Consider the following 24,189-nt stretch of genomic DNA (forward strand, 5'->3'; position numbering starts at 1 on the left):
CCGTTTGATAACAGATATCAGACGGGCCTTTTTTGTGCTTTTTAACTTATAAAGTACTGCTCGTTATGCACTTGCAGAACCTTCATTTGCCGCGCCTAAAACACTGTTTAAGCTTTCAATTACATGCTTAGAAGTCGCTTGCTTTTGTAGTTCAAGCAACTGCTCATGCGCCATTTGACGACGTGGTTCAGCCAAAGTATTCCAACGTGCCAGCACTTGCAATAAGCGTGACGCTAACACCGGATTGGCGTCATCCAGCTTTTTAATCACAGCGATATAAATATCTAGACCCTCTGGTGTCCACAACACCGTAGGCTGCGAGGTAAAGGCGCTGATGACCGAACGTACACGATTGGGCGTATTCCAATCAAAATCGTTATGCGCAAGTAAGGATTTAATAGTATCGGGCGTAACCGCATCAGCAGAGGCTTGCACACTAAACCATAAATCGATGACCAAATCATTATTTTCAAAACGATGATAAAAATCCGCCAGATACTTATCAGCATTTGCCAGTTGATGATTGACCATCGCCTTTAACGCGCCAAAACGCTCGGTCATACAGCTGGCGTTATCATACTGCTGCTCTGCCCATCCAGTAGCGCCATCGACGTTAGCGGTCAGTGCCATATCAAGCATCACATTACGTAAAGCGCGATTGCCACGAGCTTCCGCACTGTCTTCATAAGCCTGTATTGGTAGCTGTTTATAAAGCTCAGACCATTGATCTTTTAACGCTAAAGCCAGCTGTTGATATAAGCCTTCACGCTGTGCTTTTACCAGCTCTGGATCGTAATCTTTATGAATGGCAGATGCCAGCTCATGTGCTGACGGAATATCAAGCAAACGCGCCGCCAACATCGCATCATTAGCAGCCAGTTCAGGTAAGGCCTGCGCCACTACTTGCAAATATATCTCAGGACTGCTTTTCGCGCCGTGACCTTGCAGTAAAATGCGATTGACCAGCATTTGCGTCACTTGCCAGCGGTTAAAACCATTGGTTTCATATTTGAGCAAAAACGCCAAGTCTTCATCTTGATAGTTATAATTGAGCTGAACGGGCGCACTAAAATCACGTAGCAAGGATACGACTGGCTCGCTCATTATATTTTCAAAGGTAAAGGTTTGTGTGACTTGATCGAGAAGCAACATACGCTCGGCGATGATATGACCAGAATTTTTATCAAATAGTGCGGTCGCTACAGGAATCGGCAAGGGTTTTGGTGCATCAAAACCTGCAACCTGACGGGCTTGCTGACTCAAAGTAATAGTCAATGTCTGCGTCACGCTGTCATAATCTTGGTAACCAGACACCACAGGCGTACCGGGCTGACGATACCAGTCGATAAAGTCTTCAATTTTGCTATCGGTAATACTAAGCGCCGATAAAAAGTCCTCAACCGTCACCGCTTGCCCATCATAACGGCGGAAATACTCGTCCGTACCTTTACGGAAGTTATCACGCCCTAGCGTATTGGCAATCATACGCACGATTTCAGCGCCTTTTTCGTAGACGGTGGTGGTATAAAAGTTGTTAATCTCAACGAAACTCTCAGGACGTACAGGGTGCACTAGTGGTCCGGCATCTTCAGCAAATTGATGGGCGCGCAAGGTTGCCACGTCATCGATACGCTGGACAGCACTTGACTGCTGATCGGCTGAAAATGATTGATCCCGATAAACGGTAAAACCTTCTTTTAGGCACAGCTGAAACCAATCACGGCAGGTAATGCGATTGCCCGTCCAGTTATGAAAATACTCATGAGCAATGATAGATTTGACACTAAAGCTGCGCGCATCTGTGGTCGTTTCAGGACTAGACAAGACACAAGCGGTGTTAAAAATATTTAAACCCTTATTTTCCATCGCGCCCATATTAAACTGACTGACGGCAACAATCATATAACGGTCTAAATCATACGCGCGGCCATAATTGACCTCATCCCACTGCATTGAATCTTTTAATGCTTGCATACCGACAGCACATTTATCGATATCTTCGGATTTCGCATAGAGCTCAAGCATTACCTCACGCCCTTCGCTCGTGGTATAGCTGTCAGTCAATACATCCAAATCAGCGATGACACAAGCAAACAGATAGCTTGGTTTGTTGGTCGGGTCTTGCCAAATCGCATAATGACGCTCAGGCGCGTCCGACACTTCACCCGCTTCGAGCAAATTCCCATTACTCAATAGCGTCGGGAAACGCTTATCGGCTTCAAGCCGCGTGGTAAATCTTGCCAGCACATCGGGACGGTCTGGATAAAAGGTAATCTTGCGAAAACCCTCAGGCTCACACTGAGTGACGAACATAGTATCGTCACCACTACCGGCGATATATAAGCCTTCAAGCGCGGTATTGGTATGCGGATGGATACGTACTTGTAGCTGTAATTTGCTATACTCCGGCGCATTAGTAATGGTTAATTTACCATCCGTTTGCGTATAGCACTCACTGGTAAGCAGCTCATCATTGAGCTTAATAGATATCAGCTCAAGTCCTTCGCCATACAGCACTAAGTCGCCGTCAGTCTGACGCTGCATCACCAAAGTGCTATCCACAATAGCATGGTCATCGAATAACTTAATATCCAAATCAATGGTTTCGACCGCAAAGCTTGGCGGTTGATAGTCTTTCAAATGAATTTTACTTGGCGCATGTGGCGGCACATCTGGCATGTCAGGATTGATAATTTGTGCGTCAGTTTCAGTAGTAGACATGGAAATTCCTATTATTATTCACATTTTAAACAGTCAATTGATTATTTTATAGTGCCCTATTAATTAGCACGGTGTTCGTTATAAACAGAGTTTTTAAAATAGTTACATTGACCTAAACTATGAAATTTCAAGTACGATGAGTAATTAAATTGGTTAAGGTAGAAATCAATTCAAAATTTTTAATCAGAACGCTACATATCTTTAGGTAAACTCTCGAACTATTTACAGTAATACTACTTACATAAAGTAACATTTAGTATATGATAGATAGTAATTGCCTAAGTTTTACCGTAAGCAGTTCAAAAACAACAAATGCCATTAAAACTAATGTTATTAAAATTTTAGGAGCTTATATGTCTACCAGTATTGCAAAAGTTGCTGCCCTCGCAGTATTATCAAGCGCTGTCGTATTTGCGTCAGGTTGTGCTAACAAACGTGCGACATCAGAAGTGGTCGTTGCCCCACTAGGTATCCCAGGTGGTCAAGTTGGTTATAACGGTGCGGTTATCGTTGATAATTCAAATGCCGTTATCACTGGTGCAGAAAATCTACAAGCCGTGGTTTACTTTGCTTTCGATAGCAGTGAAATCACCTCAGAAGCTGCCAGTGTATTAAACCAACATGCTAGCCTCCTAAGCTCAAATCCAAACGCTGGTGTCGTTATTGCAGGTCATACCGATGAGCGTGGTAGCCGCGAGTACAACATGGCACTAGGCGAGCGCCGTGCCCAAGCGGCTCGTAATTATCTTGCCGCTCAAGGTGTTGCTGCAAACAACGTCCGTATCATCAGCTATGGTGAAGAGCGCCCTGCTGTTGCCGGTACTACAGAAGATGCGTATGCCCAAAACCGCCGTGCTGAGTTGTCTTACTAATAGTATTTAATAAGCGTTAATCAGCCCTAATTTAAAGAAGCCCAGCAATCTATTGTTGGGCTTTTCTTATTCTATTCATATTCTACAGATAAATTATGTCAACTTTAAAATTACGTGATATTCACTACCAACAACTTGACGCTACTACTTGGTATGCGTCAGCTCAGATTATCACGCCTTGTTTTTTAAATTATTCTGATTTACTCAGCGATTTACCGCTGTTATTTAATCTCAATCTATTTTTAGATACGAGCGTGGAAAAAGTGCGCCACATGCAATGGCGGCAGATGCAATGGTACCGCATTCCTACCGTGTCTCTATCCACACGCGAGATAGCTCATCGTCAGCGCCAACAGCAGCGCACTGGCGTACGATTATTATTACAATCACTACTTAATAAGCTAGAGATGATTGATACCTTGGATGATGCAAGTTTTCCATATCGACTTGCCAATAGTCAATACTACGTCTGCTTTAGTCATACTGGCGCCCATAACAAAGTTATTTCTAATCAGCATAAAAAAAATAAACCTTTCGATTATTTAGACAATAAAGTCGCGGTGGTCATCAGCGCTCATCGTCCTGTAGGTATTGATATAGAAATAAATGCCGTTAAATGGCTGGTTGCGCAGCGCTTCTTCCATGTTAATGAAATGGCTATCTTGCAGACCTTACCACCCATGCAAAGAAATATAATCGCCAAACTACTATGGCAAATAAAAGAAAGTTTTATTAAGGTTTTTCAGTATAAGCTGGCACAAGGATTAGGAAAGGACTACTCTTACCTCATTGCTGATTTAATAAAAGGGGCTACAAGCAAATCGCCCTTACTGGCCATTAACGACAATAAAAGCAATTACCGTATCGCTATTTTACGCCATTATCAAACAGTGATCATTTATTGATGATTCTTTAATTTAATCAAAGTAGCGCTACCTTATTTTAAACAAAAAAAACGACCCTTTTTAGGATCGTTTTTTTTATGCTTGGCTATCTAATAAAAGTTTTAAACTGTCGCTAGCTTAGAAGCGGTAAGTTGCACCAACTTTAACGATTGGCATCCACTCTAACCAATCTTTATCTTCTAGCTCTTTTTCTGCAGCTTTAGCTACATCACTACCTTTAACAGTTGTAGTACCATTTACAGTCGTAGCTGTAACGTTACCGTTTGGATTGCTTGAAGTAACAGTGGCATCAGTTTGACCCATGTATGCTGCACCGATTTCACCAAATAAACCAAAGTTGTTAGTGATATTAGGACGGAAACCGATAGTAGCATAAGGTGCTAACTTGTTACGATGTTCCATAGTACCTTCTAAAGTACCTGTTTCAGCGGCATTATAGTCAACGTTATTAATTCTAAAGTTAGGACCTTTTGCGTTTGCACGTACATCAAAATCATTATCAGGAACGATGATACCAGCACCCATCGTGAACCAATTACCTGTAGGACGTAATTGTACGCCTAAGTACGGGTTACTAAAATCAGAATCAACTTCATAGTTTACATCGTTTGCATCAAAGTCACCGCCGAATAGGTCAGCAACGTCGCCACCTGCCCAACCAGCTTGTAATTCAGTTTTGTCGTTAAGTGCCCAACCGATATTAGCACCATAACCTAGTGTACCTACTTCAGCACTGACAGCCGCTGGATGAGTCACAGTTTGGAAAAAAGTTCTGTCGCTATATGAGTTTGCTGGTTGTACGACAGCAACTGGTTCAGCTGCTAGTGCAGCAGTAGATGCTAATACAGCAGCAGAAATTGCTGTTAATTTAATAAGTTTCATAAATACTCTCCTAAAGTGTGAAATAACTCGCCCGTAAAAAAATGATAATTTAACTTTTTTATAAACAACCATTTTGTTGAGCAGATTAAAACAATTTTGGCTTAAAAAGTCACCCCCATGAATGCACTTTTTATTTGCCGTTATGTAAAGATTGCATAGATATTGTAATATTTGCTACACCAACCTGCAAAACTTCGCTTTCCTGTTACACAATACTCTCAAAGCAACTGAATAGTCAGAACATGAATATTGAATCGCTTAACGCTCATGTAAAGGTATTACAAAACATGTCAGTATAATGACCTACCTCCCCTTTTAACTCAATTACAGTTATAGAGTTTATTACTACAGTTTGTTGTGGTTTGTGAGCTAACGTATCCAATGCTACCCAAAATAAGATCTAGAACAGAAGTGTGGGAAACTAGTCTGGAATATAAAACGTAAATATATCGTTTATATTTAATAAGATAGCTTGTTTGAGTGCGTTATTATGCTAAATTAGAGCTACTAATAGATGTCTTTTTAGTATTTACATTTTTGAAATTTTCAATAGTGTATTAATGATTTTTTTCTACTTTTCGCTTTACCTTTATTATTCTTATTGAGCCATTTTTATGCCAAAAGTTTCGTCGATTACCCGTGTTTTAGAGATTATCGAAGCGGTGTCTTATGCGTCAAAACCCCTCTCACCACTTGAACTGTCGCAAGAGCTTGATATCCCAAAACCTACTATCCATCGCTTGATTCAAAACTTAGTCGATGAAGGGTTTGTGACCGTCGATATTGGCGGCGGTATTATTCCTGGTAAGCGGGTGCGTAATTTGAGCGTTGAGCTTTGGCAGCAGCGTCAATTTTTTAATGAGCGGCAAATTATTTTACAAAAATTGGTTGACGAGATTAAGGAGACTTGCGGTATCGCCATTCCTTACCAGATGGACATGATGTATACCAATCGCGCTAACACCTCGCTGCCTTTGCAAATATATCTGCCTGTCGGCGCGAAATCACCGATGTGGTGTACGGCTACGGGTAAGCTATATTTAAGCCAGTTGTCTGCGACCAGCCGCGCTAAAATACTACAAGGCCTACCGTTAGATAAATTTACCAAAAATACGATTACTGATATTGATACATTAAATGCCGAGCTTGATCGTATCGCAGAGACAGGCATTGGTATCGATAATGAGGAATTTATCTCAGAGATGGTAGGGGTGTCAGTGCCTGTGCTAGACAAAAAATCTCGCTATCTGGCGTCGCTATATATCCACGCACCAACCATTCGCGTGTCATTAGATGAGCTAATGGAGCATGTGCCGCGCTTGCAAAAGGCAGCGCATGATATTCAAGCATTGGTGTATGAGCTACAAAACTAGGGTGTGTGACATTAAGAAAAAATATGACTGAGTAAAAAGGTCTGCGTCATAAAACTAGCGCAGACCTTTTTTATGCTTTGTTAATAACATGATGGCAATTAGAAAAACACTCTATGCAAAATTGATTAAGGATTTGAAGCGTTTCGTGCTTTAAGACAAGACCGAACTGTCATGACGCGCCATGATGCTAGAAAAATCTTTATCGCCATTTTCTACTATGTGAGATTCATAAAGCTCAGTAGCCTTGGCTCCCATCGGCGTTTCAACATCGGTATCCCTAGCCGTTTGCATCGCAAGATTAAGGTCCTTTTGCATGAGTTTACTCATAAAGCCGCCTTTATAACCGTTGCTAGAGGGCACATTTTCCATCACCTGCGGATAAGGGTTATAAACCTCTAGCGTCCAGTTACGGCCCGAGCTTTGTAGCATAATATCTGATAGCACTTTAGGGTCGAGACCGTTTTTTACGCCTAAATTAATCGCCTCTGCCGTCCCTGCCATGAGAATACCTAACAGCATATTATTGCAGATTTTCGCCACTTGTCCGGCACCATGCTCGCCTGCATGAAAGATGTTTTTGCCCATAACGGCGAGTATTGGTTCGGCTTTGGCAAATGCATCGTCACTACCACCGACAATAAAAGTTAAAGTGCCGGCAATGGCGCCTCCTGTACCACCGGAGACTGGCGCATCTAAGAAGTCGATACCAACCTTACTTGCTGCTTCTGCCACCAATCTTGCATCAGCTGCTGCGATGGTACTGCTATCGATGACCAAAGTACCCTTAGGTAATTCTGCTAGTAAACCATCAGCGCCATTATTTCCTAGATAAACAGAATGGACGTGCTTGCCCGCAGGCAACATGCTAATGATAACTTGTGCATTACTCGCCGCATCTTTAGGACTATCAGCCACACTGGCACCTGTTTGCTGCAAGCGCGCGGTTGCCTCTTCAGATAAATCATAAACCGATAGCGTATAACCTGCCTTTAACAAGTTCTCTGCCATCGGTGCGCCCATATTGCCAAGCCCAATAAAGGCTATATTTGGCTTAGTAGTATGATTATCGCTCGCAGCGGTATTATTTGTGTCTTTATTACTTAAATTCAAATCCTTTGTACCCATCTCATCGCTCCTTGATGATTGCTTATGCAGACAGTGCTACACATAGTTTTACGTTTTTTAATTTATATCTGATTCTTATAATGAGCCGATAAGCTCTTAGCGTACAAGTTGGTTACCGAATGCGCCTTCACCCAACCAATCGCCTAACGGATGCTCACCTTTAGCATAAGGATTCACAAAGTGCTGATGTATATACGCCTGCCCTTCGCTACTGAGACAGTCTGCCAGTGAACGTGACCACTGCGGATTGCGATCTTTATCAATCAGTAGCGCACGCACGCCTTCTTTAAAATCAGGATTGGCGGCACAATGCACAGCTACGTTGGTCTCTAAATACAGGACTTGCTCAAGCGATAAGTCGGTGACTTTGTGGTAAAGCGCATAGGTCAAAGCGGCAGTTACAGGGCAGCCGTGACGATAAGTAGCTACTGCGCGCTGCGTCCAGCTATCTGCTGCAAAGTCTGTATCTAATTTTTCAAGCGCTTCGTCACTTTGTAGAAGTGCATCAATATCTCCTAAGCCGCCGCTGTTCATTAATTGCTGGATAGGTTTCCAATATATCGCAAGCTTACTTGCAGGCAACTCAGCAACAGGCTGTACGGTAAGCGCACGACTAACGATACTATGAGCGCTATTATTATGATATTTATCATTGTTGTCAGCTGCTCCTTGCCAATTACTCTGTTTTAAACGTTGTATGACAGCATCGTAATCACTACTGGCAACAGCATACTCTGCAAGATTGGCTAATAAAGCGTCACTGCCATTACACATCGCACCTGTTAGCCCTAAGAACAAACCTGTTTTAGCAGGCATGCGCTGCAAGAACCAACTACCAGAGGCGTCAGGGAACAGTCCAATGGTCACTTCTGGCATGGCAAAGCGCGTGCGCTCGGTGACTAAACGATGACTACAACCTGCCATCAGACCCATGCCGCCACCCATGATAATGCCGTCACCCCAGAGGATTAATGGCTTTGGATAAAAATGCATCTGCCGATACAAGCGGTATTCATGACCAAAAAACTCTGTCGCATAAGGATTCGGTAGCGGCACACTGCTGGACATGCTGTTATACAGCTTACGGATATCACCGCCAGCACAAAACGCCTTGTCACCTGCCCCTTTTAACACCAATGCCACTACCTGATCGTCGTTTTGCCACTGCTCTAGCTGCTTGGCTAATAATTGACACATCTCAACGCTGAGCGCATTGAGAGACTTTGGCGTATTTAACATCATTATGCCAATCAGGTGACCGCACTCTGTCGGCTCAGTATTGAATAGGACCGGCGCTTCTTGTTCTATGTTTTCTGTTACTGCTGTCATAAAAGAGACCTACCAAAATTAAAATGAGTAAAGTAAATATTAAGACATCCCTACAGGCTATTTATTTTGCCAATTGGGTGTGCGCTTCTCTAAGAATGCTTGTACGCCTTCGCGCTGATCGTTGGTGTCGAATAACTTAACAAAAGCTTCACGTTCATGGATAAGGTTTTGGGCAGGCGGGGTATTTCTTGCCGCTTGGATAAGCTGTTTCGAATAACTGACGGCAACAGGAGATTGTCTAGCGACTTTTTGCGCTAAGGCTTGCGCCGCTAATAAACCGCCACCCTTTGCCGTGACTTCTTCGACTAAGCCAATGCGCAATGCGGTCTCGGCATCGACGCGCTCACCGCACAATACCATCCGTTTTGCCCAACCTTCACCAACCAGTAAAGGTAGGTTTTGCGTACCGCCTGCACAGGGCAATAAGCCCACGCCCGTCTCTGGTAACGCCATCTGTGCATGCGCTTCTGCGATACGCATATCGCAAGCCAGCGCGCACTCAAGTCCACCGCCCATCGCATAGCCGTTGATAACCGCAATACTGACGCCGCGATAGGCTGATAAGGCTTCGAACGCCTCACCAAACGCGATAGCCATACTTATCGCACGTCCTTTATCACCGTCTGAAAAATTATTTAAATCCGCACCTGCTGAAAAGAACTTTTCCCCATCGCCATGGATAATTAAGGCATAAACATCATCATTAGCATTGAGGTCAGTGACCAGCTGCTTGAGTGCCGGCAGACTTTCCATCGTCCACGTATGGGCTGGTGGATTACTCAGTGTGACGGTAGCAATATGGCCGTCGATTGATAACTTGAGATTGGTATAATCGGTCATGGAACATCCTTGTTATTATCTTTCTATAAAATGGCTTTATTCAAAACGCTTAATAAAGCAGTTTTATAATATTGTTGGGCTAGCGTAACTGACTCAACGCATCATCCTGCATAAGCTGGCGCGAGACAATCACCCGCATAATCTCATTGGTGCCTTCTAAAATCTGATGCACGCGCAAGTCTCGCACATGGCGCTCAAGCGGATATTCATTGAGATAGCCATAACCACCATGCAGCTGTAAAGCTTCATTGGCAACATCAAAACAAAGATCAGTAGACAGACGCTTTGCCATGGCACAGTAGGTAGAGGCTTGCGCGTCATTATTATCGATTTTGCTAGCCGCTAAATACAGCATTTGCCTTGCAGTAATGGTTTGGGTGAGCATATCAGCAAGTTTAAACTGTACTGACTGTAAGCTGGCAATCGGGCTGCCAAACTGGCTACGCTCTTGCACGTAATTGGTCGCGGTCTCAAGTGCTGACTGCGCTGTACCAACTGCACAGATACCAATATTGATACGACCGCCGTCTAAGCCTTTCATTGCAATGCGAAAACCTTGGCCTTCCTCGCCGATTAAATTTTCTGCTGGTACTTTGACATCTTTAAAGCTGATGGTACGGGTTGGCTGCGCTTTCCAGCCCATTTTATGCTCGTTTTTACCATATTCGATACCAGCGCTGTGGGCATCTACCACAAATGCCGAGATCCCTTTTGGCCCTGCAGCACCGGTACGTGCCATGACCACTAACACATCAGTTGAACCTGCCCCTGATATAAAAGTTTTCTCGCCATTAAGCACATAATAGTCGCCTTGCTTATCGGCTTTGGTACGTAATGAGGCGGCATCAGAACCGGCATTCGGCTCTGTTAAGCAGTAACTGCCAAGCCATTCACCGCTGACCATATTGGGCAAATACTTTTTACAAAGTGCATCGCTACCATATTCCCCGATCATCCAGCTCGCCATGTTATGAATACTCATATAAGCGGCAACGGCGGTATCACCCCAAGCCAGCTCCTCAAACACCATGGCAGAATCTAAGCGTGGTAGCCCTAAGCCATCATATTCTGAATTGGTATATAAGCCCAAAAACCCAAGCTCGCCGGTTTTTTTGATGACATCGACTGGAAAGTGCGAAGTACGATCCCATTCAGCCGCGTTGGGCTTTAGCTCTTTTTGCGCAAACTGTCTGGCAGTTTGGCGAAAGGCGATTTGGTCTTCGGTCAATGAAAAATCCATAGGGTCATCCTTGTGCATGTATAGCAAATATGGGAAAAAAGGTTATAAACCGTCAGTCTACCGTGGTTTAAACCGTGCTGGTTATACAGTATAGCAGCGCTATAACGACAATCATAAATCATGCTTTTGCTAAAAAACACTGAGCAAGAGTGTCGCTATGTTGCTTGGACGCTGCAAATATAGTCGATTGACGACTACATTGAAATAGTAGTATTGACGCTGCGGCTTGCCTCGTCATCAAACCAGCGGGCAGTGACCGTTTTGGTTTGGGTATAGAACTGTACCGCTTGCTTACCATAAGGACCCAAATCGCCAAGCTTACTAGCACGTGAGCCTGAGAATGAGAACATCGGTAGTGGCACAGGAATCGGCAAGTTAATACCGATTTGACCAACCATAATATCTTGTTGAAATTTATGCGCAGCAGCGCCTGACTGAGTGAAGATAGCCGTACCATTACCATTTGGATTGGCATTGAGCAGCTCAATCGCTTCATCAAGGTCAGCTGCACGCATGATACACAGTACTGGGCCAAAGATTTCTTGCTGATAAATTTGCATATCAGCGGTGACGTTATCAAAGATAGTCGGGCCTACAAAGTTGCCTTTCTCAAAGCCTTCAACCGTGATGCCGCGACCATCAAGAAGTAGACTGGCGCCCTCTTCTACCCCCGTACCAATTAAGTGCTCGACACGCGCTTTTGCGGCAGGTGAAATGAGCGGACCTAAATCCTTGTCGTTTTTGCCTGCTGAAACCACTAAGCCTTCTGCTTTGGCTTTGATATCGTCAATCCATTCACCTGCTTCACCCACTAGCACCACGACCGACAGCGCCATACAACGTTGACCGGCTGCACCAAAGGCGGCACCCGCTAGCTGATTGAGCGTTTGTTCTTTATTGGCATCAGGTAGGATAACGCCATGGTTTTTCGCACCCATCATACACTGGGCACGTTTGCCAGATTGACTAGCGCGCTCATAGACATGCTTGCCGACGTTGGTTGAGCCAACGAATGAAACTGCTTTGATATCTGGATGATCGCAAATGGCATCAACGGTTGCTTTACCGCCGTGCACGACGTTTAACACGCCTTCAGGGACGCCAGCTTCAACTGCCAACTCAACCAAACGCATGGTTACCATCGGATCTTGTTCAGAAGGTTTAAGGACAAAGGTGTTACCCGTCGCAATCGCCATTGGGAACATCCATAGTGGAATCATCGCGGGAAAGTTAAATGGCGTGATACCAGCACAGACACCAAGTGGCTGCCAGATACTATAGGTGTCGACGCCTGTTGCGACGTTTTCAACGAAGTCGCCGATTTGCAGATTGGCAATACCTGCGGCATGCTCGACCACTTCTAAACCACGAAATACATCACCGCGCGCATCAGCAATGGTTTTTCCCTGCTCTGCGGTTAAGATTTCTGCCAGCTCATCCATATGCTCGCGAATCAGTTCTTGATACTTTAAAAAAATACGCGCACGTGTGGTGATAGGCGTTTTACGCCATGTCTGAAACGCTTTTTGGGCGGCAGCGACGGCTTGATTGATTTCATCGTCAGTCGTTTGCGGAACTTTGGCGATGACTTCTTGGGTGGCGGGATCTGTGATGTCAATCCATTCGCTGGTATTAGAATCAACAAATTGACCATCGATAAGCTGCTGAACGTGATGCATAAGATATCCTTATCTTGTTTGTTTGCTCACCATTTAATGGTGGGCCAGTATTTATAAAAAAGTATTCATACAAGTATATTGTTAAAAGGGATAAAAACTGTCCATTATTACCCTTTAAATATTTTTTTAAAATGATTTATTTCGTATCGTTATTGACTATAGCAATAAATCAATTTTAGGGTCAAGCGCTTTATCAAAATTTTATTTGCGATAGTCGCCATCTATAAAATTTATCAGTCTAAAAACTAAAAAGCCCATGATGGTACATGAGCTTTTCCCGATATTAAGATGACTGAATTTTTTCAATTAATACGCTATTAGATTAATAATCTTTCATCGATTTTTTAATCGCATCAATCGCCGTTGGATTGTCAAGCGTTGACATATCTCCCGTTTCATTACCTTCCGCTAAAGCACGAATAGCGCGGCGTAAGATTTTGCCAGAGCGCGTTTTGGGTAATGCTTGCGGGAAATAAATCGCCGCTGGACGAGCGATACCGCCCAAGGATTTTACTACCGCACCAATCACTTGCTGCTCAATACGGAAACGGTTTTCGGTCGTCGCCACTTGCTCATGGTCTTTTAACACACAAAAAGCAATCGGCAACTCGCCTTTTAATTGATCTTTGATACCCACGACCGCACATTCAGCCATCTCTGGATGAGTACTGATGGCTTCCTCAATCTCCTGCGTGCCAATACGATGACCGGCGACATTAATCACATCATCGGTGCGTCCTAAAATATAAAAATAGCCGTCGTCGTCGGTCACTGCATAATCTGATGTAGAGTAGTGCTTGCCATCAAACAGACCAAAATAGCTGCTGATAAAGCGCTCGTCATTACGCCATACAGTCGTGAGACAACCAGGCGGCAGTGGAGCGCGAATGGCGAGTAAGCCCTTTTCACCAGCTTTACAAAGCTCGCCGGTTTCTTCATTGATGACGTGGGCATCATAGCCATACATCGGATAACCGGGCGAGCCTTGTTTGTGCGGTTTATGATTAAATTTGGGTGTATTGCTCAAAATTGGCCAGCCAGACTCTGTCTGCCAATAATGATCTAAAATCGGCACCCCTAAATGCTTGGTTAACCAATTGGCCGTTGATTCATCGAGTGGCTCACCTGCCAAAAAGAATGACTTAAGGCTAGAGACATCATAGCGGGTCATCCAAGTCTCATCTTGTTTTTTAAGCATACGCACACCCGTCGGTGCGGTAAATAAGATATTCACCTTGTTTGCTTCGACAATCCGCCACCAAATACCTGGGTTTGGACGATGCGGCAAACCTTCATACATGACACTGGTCATGCCAGCGAGCAACGGCGCATAAATGGTATAAGAATGCCCAACCGCCCAGCCGATATCAGATATCGCCCAAAAAGTTTCGCCCGCTTTGCCATCGTAGATATAATCTATCGACGTCGTTAGCGCCACTGCATGACCGCCGGTATCGCGCTGCACACCCTTTGGCGTCCCAGTGGTGCCTGAAGTATACAGAAGATACGACGGCGTATTGGACTCTAACCAAACTGGCTCAACAATAGCATTGGCCTCACAACTGATACGGCGCTGGGCTGCATAATCGACATCGATAGATTTTGGCTCGAACGGTAATACACCACGATTGACCACTAGTACATACTCGGGCTTGATTGTCGCTTGCTCAACACCTTGATTGACGAGGCTTTTATAATTAATCACTTTACCGCCGCGTAGACCTGCATCGACAGTGATGACCATTTTTGCCTCAGCATCATCCATACGGATGGCCAAGTTATGGGCTGCAAAGCCACCAAACACCACCGAATGCACCGCACCGATACGCGCACAGGCGAGCATGGCATAAGCGGCTTCTAAAATCATCGGCATATAAATGATGACGCGATCGCCCTTCTCGATACCATGACGCTGTAGCACATCGGCGAAGTAATTTACTTCTTTATAAAGGTCGTTATAAGTCAGGCGCCGCTTAGTATAATCAGTATAAAGCTCAACGTTATTGCCCAAATCATTAAAAGCATCAACTACGGCAGGAAAAGTTTCGATTAACTCTTGGTTAATTTCAGAGGATAGCCAAATAAAGGCATCTTGCTCAGCACGCTCTGCAAGATGGCGATCGACACAGTTGTAGCAAAGATTGGTTTCACCGCCGACGAACCATTTGGCAAATGGCAAATTGCTGTCATCAAGGGTTTGCTCAGGCTCTTTGTGCCAATAAATCCGCTTGGCTTGCTCCGCCCAAAACTGCTCGCGATTATCAATAGAGGATTGATAAATATCGGCAAAGCTTTGCGCGCTATCAAATGATGGGTGAGAATCTTGGCTAGAGAATTGAGTAAGGTTTTGATTATTATTGTGATTTATAGCTGGCTGGCTGGTTTGTTGAGAATTTCGACGAATGGCTTGCTCGTTCATAATGGCTGTCCTTAGCGTAAACGATGGGTAATGCTGTATTTTTTTATAACAAGCGATACTATAAAAAGTGCTTTTATAAGAGATGATTTTATAAACTGTAAAAAGCGCTTTTATAGAGATCATATTTATAATATGACGCTTTATAAGATACGCTCTTATTCAATACTATCATAGTATAAAACTGGCTGTCCCTGCCAGAACTGAAAAACCGATACGTTATGTATCGGTTTAAAATGTAGCAGAGCTAGAGATAAAGGTCAACTACTACGCATGTCAGCCATTTGATATTTTGCTTAACGCAAGCGTTTTAAACAGCTGACTATTTAATGAAGTCTTATTTCTGCTCATCGTACATTTCGCGCATGACTTTTTTATCGTGTTTACCGACCGAGGTTTTTGGCAGCTCATCGACAAACTTAAACTGACTGGGCACGCCGTATTTAGGAATAATTCCCCGCGCTACCGCCTGTTCGGCAAGCGCTTTGATGTCATCGGCGTTAGTATCTTGACAGGCAGGTTTGAGTACAATCAAAGCTAGCGGACGCTCGCCCCATTGTTTATCACGGATACCAATCACCGATACGTCAGCGACTGCGGGATGCAAGGATAAAATCGTTTCAATCTCTAATGACGATATCCACTCGCCGCCTGACTTGATGACGTCTTTTAAACGATCGGTGATTTTAATATAACCATCAGGACGCATATAGGCGATATCTTGGGTATGCATATAGCCATTTTCCCACAGCTCTTTACCAGCATCGTCATTTTTCAGATAGCTTTGTGTTAGCCAAGGCGCGCGCAGCACCAACTCGCCGGTATTGTCTTTGCCCGTACCGACGGACTCATTATCAGTATTCCATATTTGAGCGTCCACCATCAGTACTGGCTTACCCGTCATACAGCGGCGTGCGATATCTTCGTCCTCAGACATCTCAGGCTCATTTAGGCTAAATTCTGTCAAGCTAATCAGCGGTGCAGTCTCAGACATGCCGTAGCCAGTATAAACCTCAATATCTTGCGCCAATGCTGCTCTCGCTAGGCCTTCCGTCAGTTTCGAACCACCGATAATCATTTTTAAACCATTAAAACTGGCATCGCGCTCTTGCGCTTCTTTGAGTACCATCTGCAAAATCGTTGGTACGCAGTGGGTGATACTGACCTTTTCATTGATAATCAAATCCATCAAGGCATCAGGCGCGTAACGTCCGGGATAGACTTGTTTTAAACCAACCATTGTGGCGGTAAACGGGAAGCCCCACGCATGAACGTGGAACATCGGCGTCATCGGCATATAAACATCGCCGTAACTGACGCCTTGTTTATTGGGCAGCATACCCAAGGTCGCGGCTTCCGTCAGACTGTGCAAGACCAGTTGGCGGTGGCTAAAGAACACCCCTTTTGGATCGCCTGTTGTACCTGAAGTATAAAAAGTCGTGGCAATAGTATCTTCATCAAAATCTGGGAAATCAAACTCGCTACTGGCGGCCTCTAACAATGCTTCATACTCTCCAGTGACGCGATTTTGATTACCGCCAAAGACGCCTTCATGTGACACGCCATTGTCATCAAGCCAAATAATATGCTCAATGCTAGAGTTTTCAAACTGATAGTCTTTCACCAATGGCGCAAACTCAGAGTTTAGTAGCAATACTTTTGGCTTAGCGTGGTTGATGGTATAGAGGATTTTTTCAGGTGACAGGCGGATATTGACGGTTTGCAAAATATATTCTGACATCGGTACGGCGAAATACGATTCTAAATAGCGATGACTGTCCCAATCCATCACCGCAATCACATCACCGGCAGCAAGATTTAGGTCGGCTAAAACATTGGCTAAACGATTGATACGCTCAAAAAATTCTTTATAAGTGAGGCGTTTTTTATCGGCATAAACGATTTCTTGCTCTAGCGACACCGTTTTGGCACGGTTTAAGAGTTGCTTGACGATTAAGGGATAATCGTAGGCTGACGGCGCACTATGATAAATATTTGACATAAATTTGACTTCCTTGTGGGTGATTTTAATTATCTTAAAGCACTTTTAATAAGGTTTAAGAAGCATATAAAAACAGAGCATTTTTATCGGTATACGCGTGGCTATTATTGATGGCAATACTTATCGTCATTCTTGATAAGCTTCATTGATAGTAAGAAAAAACCTAAGCCATGTAAAGCCTGCTTGCGTAAGTCGCTGACGACTATAGGTTCTTTGATTGACGTTTAAATACTTAGATTATTGTGTTATGGCAAGTTAGGTTATAGGGTCGAGTGAGGTTAGAAGTGTATGTTAAAGGGTAGTAAAAATCTATATTACTCCGCGCGAGCCGTTGTTTTGACCATCCCAATGCTAGCGACCAATAGAGCCAGCACTTGTACAAACAATAATAACCAAATCGTCAGCGACCATTGTCCACGCGCGTAAGCAATGCCGCAGAGCCACGCGCCCATCGTGCCGCCCGCGTAATAGCCCATATAATATAAGCCTGAGGCCAATGAGCGTCCTTTTTTGACATTGACCGCGATATAGCTGATGGTGGCCGCTTGGGTAATAAAGACGCCGCTAGACATGATGGCAAGCCCCAGTACGATGCCCCAAAGCGGCGTCACGAGCGTTAAGAGCACGCCAAACATCGAGATAATAACTGCCACGCGAACCGTACGCGCTGAACCAAAGCGGCGCAGCAACGTCGTCGATAATGGGGTGATGACAACGCCAATTAAATACACCGCAAAAATATTGGCAAGCGCACCTGTGCTTAATTCATAAGGTGTATCGGCCAAATGTAGATTAATAAAGGTAAAACAGCCAACCAACGAGAACAACACACAAGCACCAAGCAAACAGGAAGTGACAACATAGCGATTGACCAAATGCTCACCGAGGGTCTGCATGGCTGAGCGAAATTTGGGATTAGCAACGAAGTGCCGTGATGCGGGCAGCATTTTACCCACCCACAGCGCCCCGATCAGCGTCATACCTGCCATCACATAGTAGCCAGCGCGCCAACCAATAAGCTCGTGCAAGTGCCCAAGTAAAAAGCGCCCCATAAAGCCGCCGAGCACCGACCCTGACACATAAAACGACATCAGCTCAGTGAGCGCCCGTCCCTCAAACTCTTCGCCGATATAAGCAATCGTCACCACCGTAATACCGGGCACAGACAATCCCTGCATAAAGCGCCACATGCCCATCCAGCCGATATTCGGACTTTGGGCAATTAACGCAGTGGGTATCGCTAAAAACAATAACGCCCCAACGATAAATGACTTGCGTCCTACTGCATCAGACAGCATGCCCAAAAATGGTGACATGATAGCAATTGCCAATATGGTGGCACCAACAATCATGCCCGCCTGCACCTCAGTTGCGGTGAAATCCATCATCAAGACCGGTAAAATAGCTTGAATAGAATAGACCTGCAAAAAAGCAAACATCCCAATCAAGCCAATCGTCAGCTTAAGTACCCATGAAGGCGCGGCAAAGGGTGTGTTCATACGGCGATTGCTGACGCTATTATCTTGGCTAATACCAGCGGCTTTGCCATTAACATCGCTATCATTATTTATACTGTTATTTATATGATTGTTCAAAGTATGACTTACTATATTGAGTGCTTTTTTAGCTAGAGCTGACTTTTGTGCTGGCTCGTACTAAATGACGCATGGGTGATAGAAATAAGTGGTAGCAATTACATCATGCCTAGCATAAAACTTATAACTGGCTATAAAAAGATGGCTGATTGGTGATTTTATCACAGCAAATACCAGACTCAGGTTTCGGTATGTTATTCACGCCAGCTTTTTAAATGCCGCTTTATAAAAGCCGTTTTAGCACTGTAGATGTGACTGTTATTTTTGACAGCGAATAGATTACTGTCTACTATTATTTTGCTTTGCTATTAAAACCAACTATCATCTAACAGACCCTTTATCATGTTAAACAACCCTTTTTATCTAAGATTGATTGCCCTAACCGGCACACTGATTATTTCTGTGAATATGGCAGCAGTCGCAGCACAACCAACAGACACAATTCAAACCTTTTCAATTAAAGAGCAATCAAACATTACCTTACCAACTACAGCAACCAAAGCGACTTCAAACGAAATATTATTAACCCCTGCATCATTAGCCAAAGTGCCTGCAAGTAAAGCAACTTTGACCACCACCACATTTACAGCCTCCAGATCAAACTGTATCGCTGATAGTGTCATTACCGCAGCTGAGCTATCAGCTACGCGTGATAATGGTCCTTTTACGGTGGCAAGTAAAGCCATTCCTCGTCAGTTAGCAAATGGCTTTGGCGGCGGCACCATTCATTATCCTACCAATGCTGGAGACTGCGGCCTGTTAGGCGGCATCGCAGTGATTCCCGGTTATGTGTCTTATGAAGCATCGATTAAATGGTGGGGTCCGCGTCTGGCATCTTGGGGATTTGTGGTGATTACTATCGACACCAACTCTATTTATGATGACCCAAATAGCCGTGCAACGCAGTTGAGCGCTGCCCTCGATCATATTGTGAGCGATAGTACGGTAGGTGCGCAAATAGATAGCACACGTTTGGGCGCCATCGGCTGGTCGATGGGCGGTGGTGGCGCGCTGCAGTTAGCAACCCAGCGCAGTGACGTTCGCGCCATTATTCCGCAAACGCCTTATCATGATAAAGACTACGGCATTATGGACACGCCCGCGTTATTTATTACCTGCCAAAATGACCGCATTGCCTCTAATAAAAAGTACAGCAGTCCGTTTTATAATCATGCTGCTGGGCCAAAAATAAAGATTGAAATAAAAAACGGCAGCCACTTTTGTCCAAGCTATCGCTTTAATGAGATATTACTCAGCAAACCGGGTATTGCTTGGATGCATCGCTACATCAATGGTGATACTCGCTTCGATAAATTTTTATGCAATAACGAAAACTATGGCAACAGCCCCCGTATATCTTCTTACGATCATAAAGATTGTGGATAAGCACTGCTCTTAAATTGCCTTGTATTTAATACTTTTTCTCCTTCATCTTTTTCGAACTTACATATTTATAGTCCTGATATCCCTTTGCTTACAGACTTTGCATGCTTAAAAAACCATAATCAAAAACTATCCATATTTATTGCTATGACTAACAATTAAAAAAACTCATAAAATAATGATTAAGGAAGAATATTAATGACCGATAAAATACATGATTTAGGCGCAGGATTTTGGAATATTCGCGGTACGTTTCGCATAGGCGGCGTCCTTAATATAGGTACTCAATGCTCACTGATTAAGTTAGATTCAGGGCGTTTTGTCTTTTTAGATAGCTATGAGCTTACCGGCGACGTACGCAATGAGGTAATGGCCTTAACCAATAATGGGCAAGATGTCGAAGCCGTGCTCAACGTCCATCCTTTTCATACGATTCACTGCGCGCAGATGGCAAAAGATTTCCCGCAAGCGACTTTTTATGGCAGTCGCCGTCATCATAAAAAAATCCCTGAGGTGCAATGGGCAGACGATTTGGTCGAAAGCGAGGCCGTCGCCAAGCGTTATCCTGAGCTAAAGTTTTCTATGTCAGAAGGCATTCACTATATCTCACCTAATGAGATGATTCATGCAGGGTCGCTGTTGGCCTTTCATCCTGCCAGTAAAAGCCTACACGTCGATGACACCTTTATGAGTCCGCCAACCAAACTCCTAGAAGCGGTGTTGCCTGAGCTGCTATTGCACCCAACCACCAAAAAAGCGCTTAAGGATGAGCCTGATGCTGGCAAGCAATACTGCGATTGGGCGGCCAATTTGGCACATGAATGGCGTGAGGTACGAAACTTTTGCGCCGCGCATTCTTATTTGGTGAAGTTTAAGGAAGGCGAGTTTGAAAACGCTTTATTAAAAGCCATCGATAAAGCACGTCCGAAGCTTGAAAAATCTTAAACGTTTAGATGCTTAAGTTGAATGAATTAGAAATTGATAATAAAAAAGGCTACCCATATTATTACTAGTGGGGCAGCCTTTTTTTGTGGCGATTTTATATATAGTAGAATCACTTTAAAATTGTTACAGTGCGACTGGGATGAATTTTTCGTAGCCTCTGTGATAACAGCAAGCAAGGAAAATTTATACCAGTCGCACATAGCTATAACGTATCGCTTTTATTTTGCACTGACTATATAAAGCTTCTATTTTACAAAGCCATTAAGGTTATTTCTATAAAACAATAGCTCAGCCAATTCTGACTCATTACTGATAATATCCGCCAGTGTATAGCGCTCAAGGACGTTGATAAAAGCAGTCAGCGCTTCAAAAAATACCTGCTTTAACTGACAGACAGGGCTAATGATACAGCCTGATTTGACCACCGCACTGGCCTCTTCGTCGATAAGCGTCAAAGCCAAATCTTTAGCGACCCCGCTGTCTTCACTAATAACCGGACTATTCGCCGTGCTATTAGTATTAGCATCGGGTTTGGCAGTTACTAATAAGTCAGTCGAAAAACATTCAACCAAATTAAAATCTGGCTCAATTTGCTTAATCAATACGCCCAAATTGATATCCTTTGGCCGACAAGCCAAGCGAATACCGCCATTTTTACCGCGTACGCTGTCGATATAACCAAGCTGCCCCAGTTGGTGGATAATCTTGGTCAAATGACTTTTAGAAATATTGTAGCTGTTGGCAATATCACTGATATTTGCCAATAGATGCGGCTCAGGCTTAATCGCCAAATATATTAATGAGCGCAGCGCATAATCACTATAGTTGGTCAGTCGCATTTTTTGCGCTCCCCTGTTTGAGATGAATATTAACTTGACGTTGTAAAATAACGTTGATCACGTCAAAACCTTATTAACCAAATAAGCCATCTGGCCGTTGGCGTGCCAGCATCGGTAAATAACTGATGCAAAATAGTGCAAAACAAGCAATCCAAACACCTTGCGCCGTCATAATCCATAACAAGTAATGGCTCATATCGACTAATGGTAAAAATACTCGACTGACAAACGTCAGCACCATCAGTGCAAACATAAGATTGACGATTTTAGGCGGTTGATGGATACTGCGACCTGTATGACCGAGCGATACCCGCGCCATCATTGCCACTGTCATCATACCAACGCCAGAGATGGATAATCCATGGACGGCGATACTGTGGCTGTAACCGAGCCATGGCTGTAGTGCGTATAACACAAAACTCAGACACATCCCTAAAAATGCGATATATAACGACCATAAGAGTGGTTTTTGCCAAATGCCACGATGATACCAGCCGGCCAAGCGCACGATGTTGACCACTGCGACCCCAAGGGCACTGATGGTCAGCAAGTATTTATTGGGGTAAAATAAATCAACGAGGAAAAAAACAAAGAAAAACAGTAAACTTGCGATATCTTGTGCTTTATTATTACGTACTGTGACTTCTTCTTTTTCGCCTTTAGCGTTTGGAATACTTAAACCACGCTCGATAAAGAACGGCACCACACGGCGACCAATGGTCAACACTAGGCCGATAATCAGGTAAAAGCCTAAATAGATACCTAACTTGGTCAAATTCATATTGGCGCTTATAATGCCCCAATAGCATAGCGCATTACCGAGTGTTAGAAGCGTAAGCTTGGCTAAAATACCCATCTGCTTATATTGCTTCACTTGTAGCACTGCCCGAGAAATCACAAATGCCATCCAGCCGACAAACAATAAATCAAATATCGCCGCGGCATATAGTAAGGCTACCCCACTACCAGCAACCGTGATACCGAGGCCGAAAGCTACCCAGCCCAAGCGTGCCAGCAACCAACACATAAAAATACCGAGCAGCTTATAACCATGCGGCATCATCACACCCGTCCAGGTTTTCACTGCGGTCAATAAAAATCCCGCCACGACTGCCAGCGCATAGCCATAAATCATTTCATGACCATGCCAATACAGCGGATTTAACGTTTGCGCATCGATATCCGTGTGTCCGGTAAACACAAACGCCCATAGAGTCATTGTGATAATGGCAAACAAAGCCGCGGCACTAAAAAATATCCGAAAGCTCAGGTTAAGAATAGGATGCGGCGAGCTTGGCGGTTTGGTAGGTAAATTGATTGATTGCATAACAGACTTCTTATAGTCAAAGTTAGAAGGTATGTCTTAAAGATATATTCTAAATGAATGTTATACATAATACAACTGAAACTATATGACTGTTACGATGAATTAACGCACTTATTATATACAGCTTTGATTTATATAACGCGCTACACTAGATAACTTATATTATATTAATCTATATTCTATCATTTATGCTAAACCACGGCTATTAAATAACTTATCGCAAATGACTGATATCGGCGAATTTACGGCGATATAAATGTAAATTCTAAAAGCTAAGCGCTACGAACTAAGCGCTAAAGTAGCCAGCACCTTGATATCTGCTTTCATTATTACCATCATCAATAGTGACCACGGCTAATTTGACTACATAAATGGTCCACCTTGAGGAGAATGTCATGACAGAAGCACATGCACCAATTGAAAAACGCAAAATTGTTAATCGTTTTTTAACCCTACTGACCGAACAACAACCACAAATGTATTATGCCACGACATCAGAGGTCGCGCGCAGTATCCATACCATGATTAAAGAGCACGCCAATCGCTTGACGGTAGAAGAGCAAGCACTGACCCGACGTATGTCTATCGAGGAAATCGAAGCGTTATTGGGTTTTCATACTAAGCAACATTAGAATAATCAACTTTTAGAGTCACGACATTATTAGTAAGAAAAAAGACCACCATCAAGGCGGTCTTTTTTCATAGCAGTACGTTTA

General features: G+C 43.8%; 18 protein-coding genes. 6 read left to right on the forward strand and 12 right to left on the reverse strand.

What is annotated here, in order from left to right; translation table 11 throughout:
• Positions 1-63: 63 nt before the first annotated feature.
• Entirely contained in the window at positions 64-2,679 is a 2,616-nt protein-coding gene (gene pepN / locus FOR85_RS00780; protein ID WP_223808457.1) for an aminopeptidase N, read from the reverse strand.
• Between the two features lie 395 nt (positions 2,680-3,074).
• On the opposite strand from pepN, the gene pal reads away from it, so the two are divergent.
• Together pal and FOR85_RS00790 are read left to right on the forward strand one after the other, a co-directional pair.
• Entirely contained in the window at positions 3,075-3,593 is a 519-nt protein-coding gene (gene pal, locus FOR85_RS00785; protein WP_144296284.1) for a peptidoglycan-associated lipoprotein Pal, read from the forward strand.
• Positions 3,594-3,688: 95 nt separating this feature from the next.
• Positions 3,689-4,498, forward strand: a complete 810-nt coding sequence (locus FOR85_RS00790; protein ID WP_144296285.1) for a 4'-phosphopantetheinyl transferase superfamily protein — start codon at positions 3,689-3,691, stop codon at positions 4,496-4,498.
• Positions 4,499-4,615: 117 nt separating this feature from the next.
• Here the strand turns inward: FOR85_RS00790 and FOR85_RS00795 are convergent, their stop codons facing one another.
• Positions 4,616-5,380: a hypothetical protein gene (locus FOR85_RS00795; RefSeq protein WP_144296286.1), complete on the reverse strand. Its 765-nt coding sequence runs from the start codon at positions 5,378-5,380 to the stop codon at positions 4,616-4,618.
• 614 nt (positions 5,381-5,994) lie between these two features.
• Between FOR85_RS00795 and FOR85_RS00800 the strand changes: the two genes are divergently transcribed.
• The gene (locus FOR85_RS00800) at positions 5,995-6,753 is read left to right on the forward strand and encodes an IclR family transcriptional regulator (protein WP_068404183.1); all 759 of its coding nucleotides are present in this window, start codon (positions 5,995-5,997) and stop codon (positions 6,751-6,753) included.
• 150 nt (positions 6,754-6,903) lie between these two features.
• On the opposite strand, the gene mmsB is transcribed toward FOR85_RS00800, so the two are convergent.
• From mmsB to FOR85_RS00840, 8 genes are all read right to left on the reverse strand, one after another.
• Complete coding sequence (gene mmsB, locus FOR85_RS00805; RefSeq protein ID WP_144296287.1) at positions 6,904-7,878, reverse strand: 3-hydroxyisobutyrate dehydrogenase; 975 nt, start codon at positions 7,876-7,878, stop codon at positions 6,904-6,906.
• 96 nt (positions 7,879-7,974) lie between these two features.
• The gene (locus FOR85_RS00810) at positions 7,975-9,207 is read right to left on the reverse strand and encodes an enoyl-CoA hydratase/isomerase family protein (protein ID WP_144296288.1); all 1,233 of its coding nucleotides are present in this window, start codon (positions 9,205-9,207) and stop codon (positions 7,975-7,977) included.
• 57 nt (positions 9,208-9,264) lie between these two features.
• On the reverse strand, positions 9,265-10,047 hold the full coding sequence (locus FOR85_RS00815) for an enoyl-CoA hydratase (RefSeq protein ID WP_144296289.1): 783 nt from the start codon (positions 10,045-10,047) through the stop codon (positions 9,265-9,267).
• Between the two features lie 79 nt (positions 10,048-10,126).
• Positions 10,127-11,287: an acyl-CoA dehydrogenase family protein gene (locus FOR85_RS00820; RefSeq protein ID WP_144296290.1), complete on the reverse strand. Its 1,161-nt coding sequence runs from the start codon at positions 11,285-11,287 to the stop codon at positions 10,127-10,129.
• A 194-nt stretch (positions 11,288-11,481) separates the two neighbouring features.
• On the reverse strand, positions 11,482-12,966 hold the full coding sequence (locus FOR85_RS00825; protein WP_144296291.1) for a CoA-acylating methylmalonate-semialdehyde dehydrogenase: 1,485 nt from the start codon (positions 12,964-12,966) through the stop codon (positions 11,482-11,484).
• A gap of 322 nt (positions 12,967-13,288) precedes the next feature.
• Positions 13,289-15,385, reverse strand: coding sequence for a propionate--CoA ligase (locus FOR85_RS00830; protein WP_223808445.1), 2,097 nt, complete (start codon positions 15,383-15,385; stop codon positions 13,289-13,291).
• Positions 15,386-15,719: 334 nt separating this feature from the next.
• Positions 15,720-17,384, reverse strand: a complete 1,665-nt coding sequence (locus FOR85_RS00835; protein ID WP_144296292.1) for a fatty acid--CoA ligase — start codon at positions 17,382-17,384, stop codon at positions 15,720-15,722.
• A 314-nt stretch (positions 17,385-17,698) separates the two neighbouring features.
• Positions 17,699-18,883: an MFS transporter gene (locus tag FOR85_RS00840; protein ID WP_144296412.1), complete on the reverse strand. Its 1,185-nt coding sequence runs from the start codon at positions 18,881-18,883 to the stop codon at positions 17,699-17,701.
• 438 nt (positions 18,884-19,321) lie between these two features.
• Between FOR85_RS00840 and FOR85_RS00845 the strand changes: the two genes are divergently transcribed.
• Both FOR85_RS00845 and FOR85_RS00850 read left to right on the forward strand, forming a co-directional pair.
• Entirely contained in the window at positions 19,322-20,365 is a 1,044-nt protein-coding gene (locus FOR85_RS00845; RefSeq protein ID WP_144296293.1) for a dienelactone hydrolase family protein, read from the forward strand.
• Between the two features lie 195 nt (positions 20,366-20,560).
• Positions 20,561-21,307: a hypothetical protein gene (locus FOR85_RS00850; RefSeq protein WP_144296294.1), complete on the forward strand. Its 747-nt coding sequence runs from the start codon at positions 20,561-20,563 to the stop codon at positions 21,305-21,307.
• 245 nt (positions 21,308-21,552) lie between these two features.
• On the opposite strand, the gene FOR85_RS00855 is transcribed toward FOR85_RS00850, so the two are convergent.
• Together FOR85_RS00855 and FOR85_RS00860 are read right to left on the reverse strand one after the other, a co-directional pair.
• Complete coding sequence (locus FOR85_RS00855) at positions 21,553-22,146, reverse strand: Rrf2 family transcriptional regulator (protein WP_144296295.1); 594 nt, start codon at positions 22,144-22,146, stop codon at positions 21,553-21,555.
• A 73-nt stretch (positions 22,147-22,219) separates the two neighbouring features.
• Complete coding sequence (locus tag FOR85_RS00860) at positions 22,220-23,473, reverse strand: NnrS family protein (RefSeq protein ID WP_144296296.1); 1,254 nt, start codon at positions 23,471-23,473, stop codon at positions 22,220-22,222.
• Positions 23,474-23,868: 395 nt separating this feature from the next.
• On the opposite strand from FOR85_RS00860, the gene FOR85_RS00865 reads away from it, so the two are divergent.
• Positions 23,869-24,105, forward strand: coding sequence for a hypothetical protein (locus FOR85_RS00865; RefSeq protein ID WP_144296297.1), 237 nt, complete (start codon positions 23,869-23,871; stop codon positions 24,103-24,105).
• The last annotated feature ends 84 nt before the right edge of the window (positions 24,106-24,189 follow it).

Origin of the sequence: Psychrobacter sp. YGAH215 (assembly GCF_007280595.1) — a bacterium.
Classification (GTDB): domain Bacteria; phylum Pseudomonadota; class Gammaproteobacteria; order Pseudomonadales; family Moraxellaceae; genus Psychrobacter; species Psychrobacter faecalis.

Coding starts and splice junctions, on each gene's coding strand:
- pepN (WP_223808457.1), bottom strand. CDS start 2,679: ATGCCAGATGTGCCGCCACATGCGCCAAGTAAAATTCATTTGAAAGAC.
- pal (WP_144296284.1), top strand. CDS start 3,075: ATGTCTACCAGTATTGCAAAAGTTGCTGCCCTCGCAGTATTATCAAGC.
- FOR85_RS00790 (WP_144296285.1), top strand. CDS start 3,689: ATGTCAACTTTAAAATTACGTGATATTCACTACCAACAACTTGACGCT.
- FOR85_RS00795 (WP_144296286.1), bottom strand. CDS start 5,380: ATGAAACTTATTAAATTAACAGCAATTTCTGCTGCTGTATTAGCATCT.
- FOR85_RS00800 (WP_068404183.1), top strand. CDS start 5,995: ATGCCAAAAGTTTCGTCGATTACCCGTGTTTTAGAGATTATCGAAGCG.
- mmsB (WP_144296287.1), bottom strand. CDS start 7,878: ATGGGTACAAAGGATTTGAATTTAAGTAATAAAGACACAAATAATACC.
- FOR85_RS00810 (WP_144296288.1), bottom strand. CDS start 9,207: ATGACAGCAGTAACAGAAAACATAGAACAAGAAGCGCCGGTCCTATTC.
- FOR85_RS00815 (WP_144296289.1), bottom strand. CDS start 10,047: ATGACCGATTATACCAATCTCAAGTTATCAATCGACGGCCATATTGCT.
- FOR85_RS00820 (WP_144296290.1), bottom strand. CDS start 11,287: ATGGATTTTTCATTGACCGAAGACCAAATCGCCTTTCGCCAAACTGCC.
- FOR85_RS00825 (WP_144296291.1), bottom strand. CDS start 12,966: ATGCATCACGTTCAGCAGCTTATCGATGGTCAATTTGTTGATTCTAAT.
- FOR85_RS00830 (WP_223808445.1), bottom strand. CDS start 15,385: ATGAACGAGCAAGCCATTCGTCGAAATTCTCAACAAACCAGCCAGCCA.
- FOR85_RS00835 (WP_144296292.1), bottom strand. CDS start 17,384: ATGTCAAATATTTATCATAGTGCGCCGTCAGCCTACGATTATCCCTTA.
- FOR85_RS00840 (WP_144296412.1), bottom strand. CDS start 18,883: ATGAACACACCCTTTGCCGCGCCTTCATGGGTACTTAAGCTGACGATT.
- FOR85_RS00845 (WP_144296293.1), top strand. CDS start 19,322: ATGTTAAACAACCCTTTTTATCTAAGATTGATTGCCCTAACCGGCACA.
- FOR85_RS00850 (WP_144296294.1), top strand. CDS start 20,561: ATGACCGATAAAATACATGATTTAGGCGCAGGATTTTGGAATATTCGC.
- FOR85_RS00855 (WP_144296295.1), bottom strand. CDS start 22,146: ATGCGACTGACCAACTATAGTGATTATGCGCTGCGCTCATTAATATAT.
- FOR85_RS00860 (WP_144296296.1), bottom strand. CDS start 23,473: ATGCAATCAATCAATTTACCTACCAAACCGCCAAGCTCGCCGCATCCT.
- FOR85_RS00865 (WP_144296297.1), top strand. CDS start 23,869: ATGACAGAAGCACATGCACCAATTGAAAAACGCAAAATTGTTAATCGT.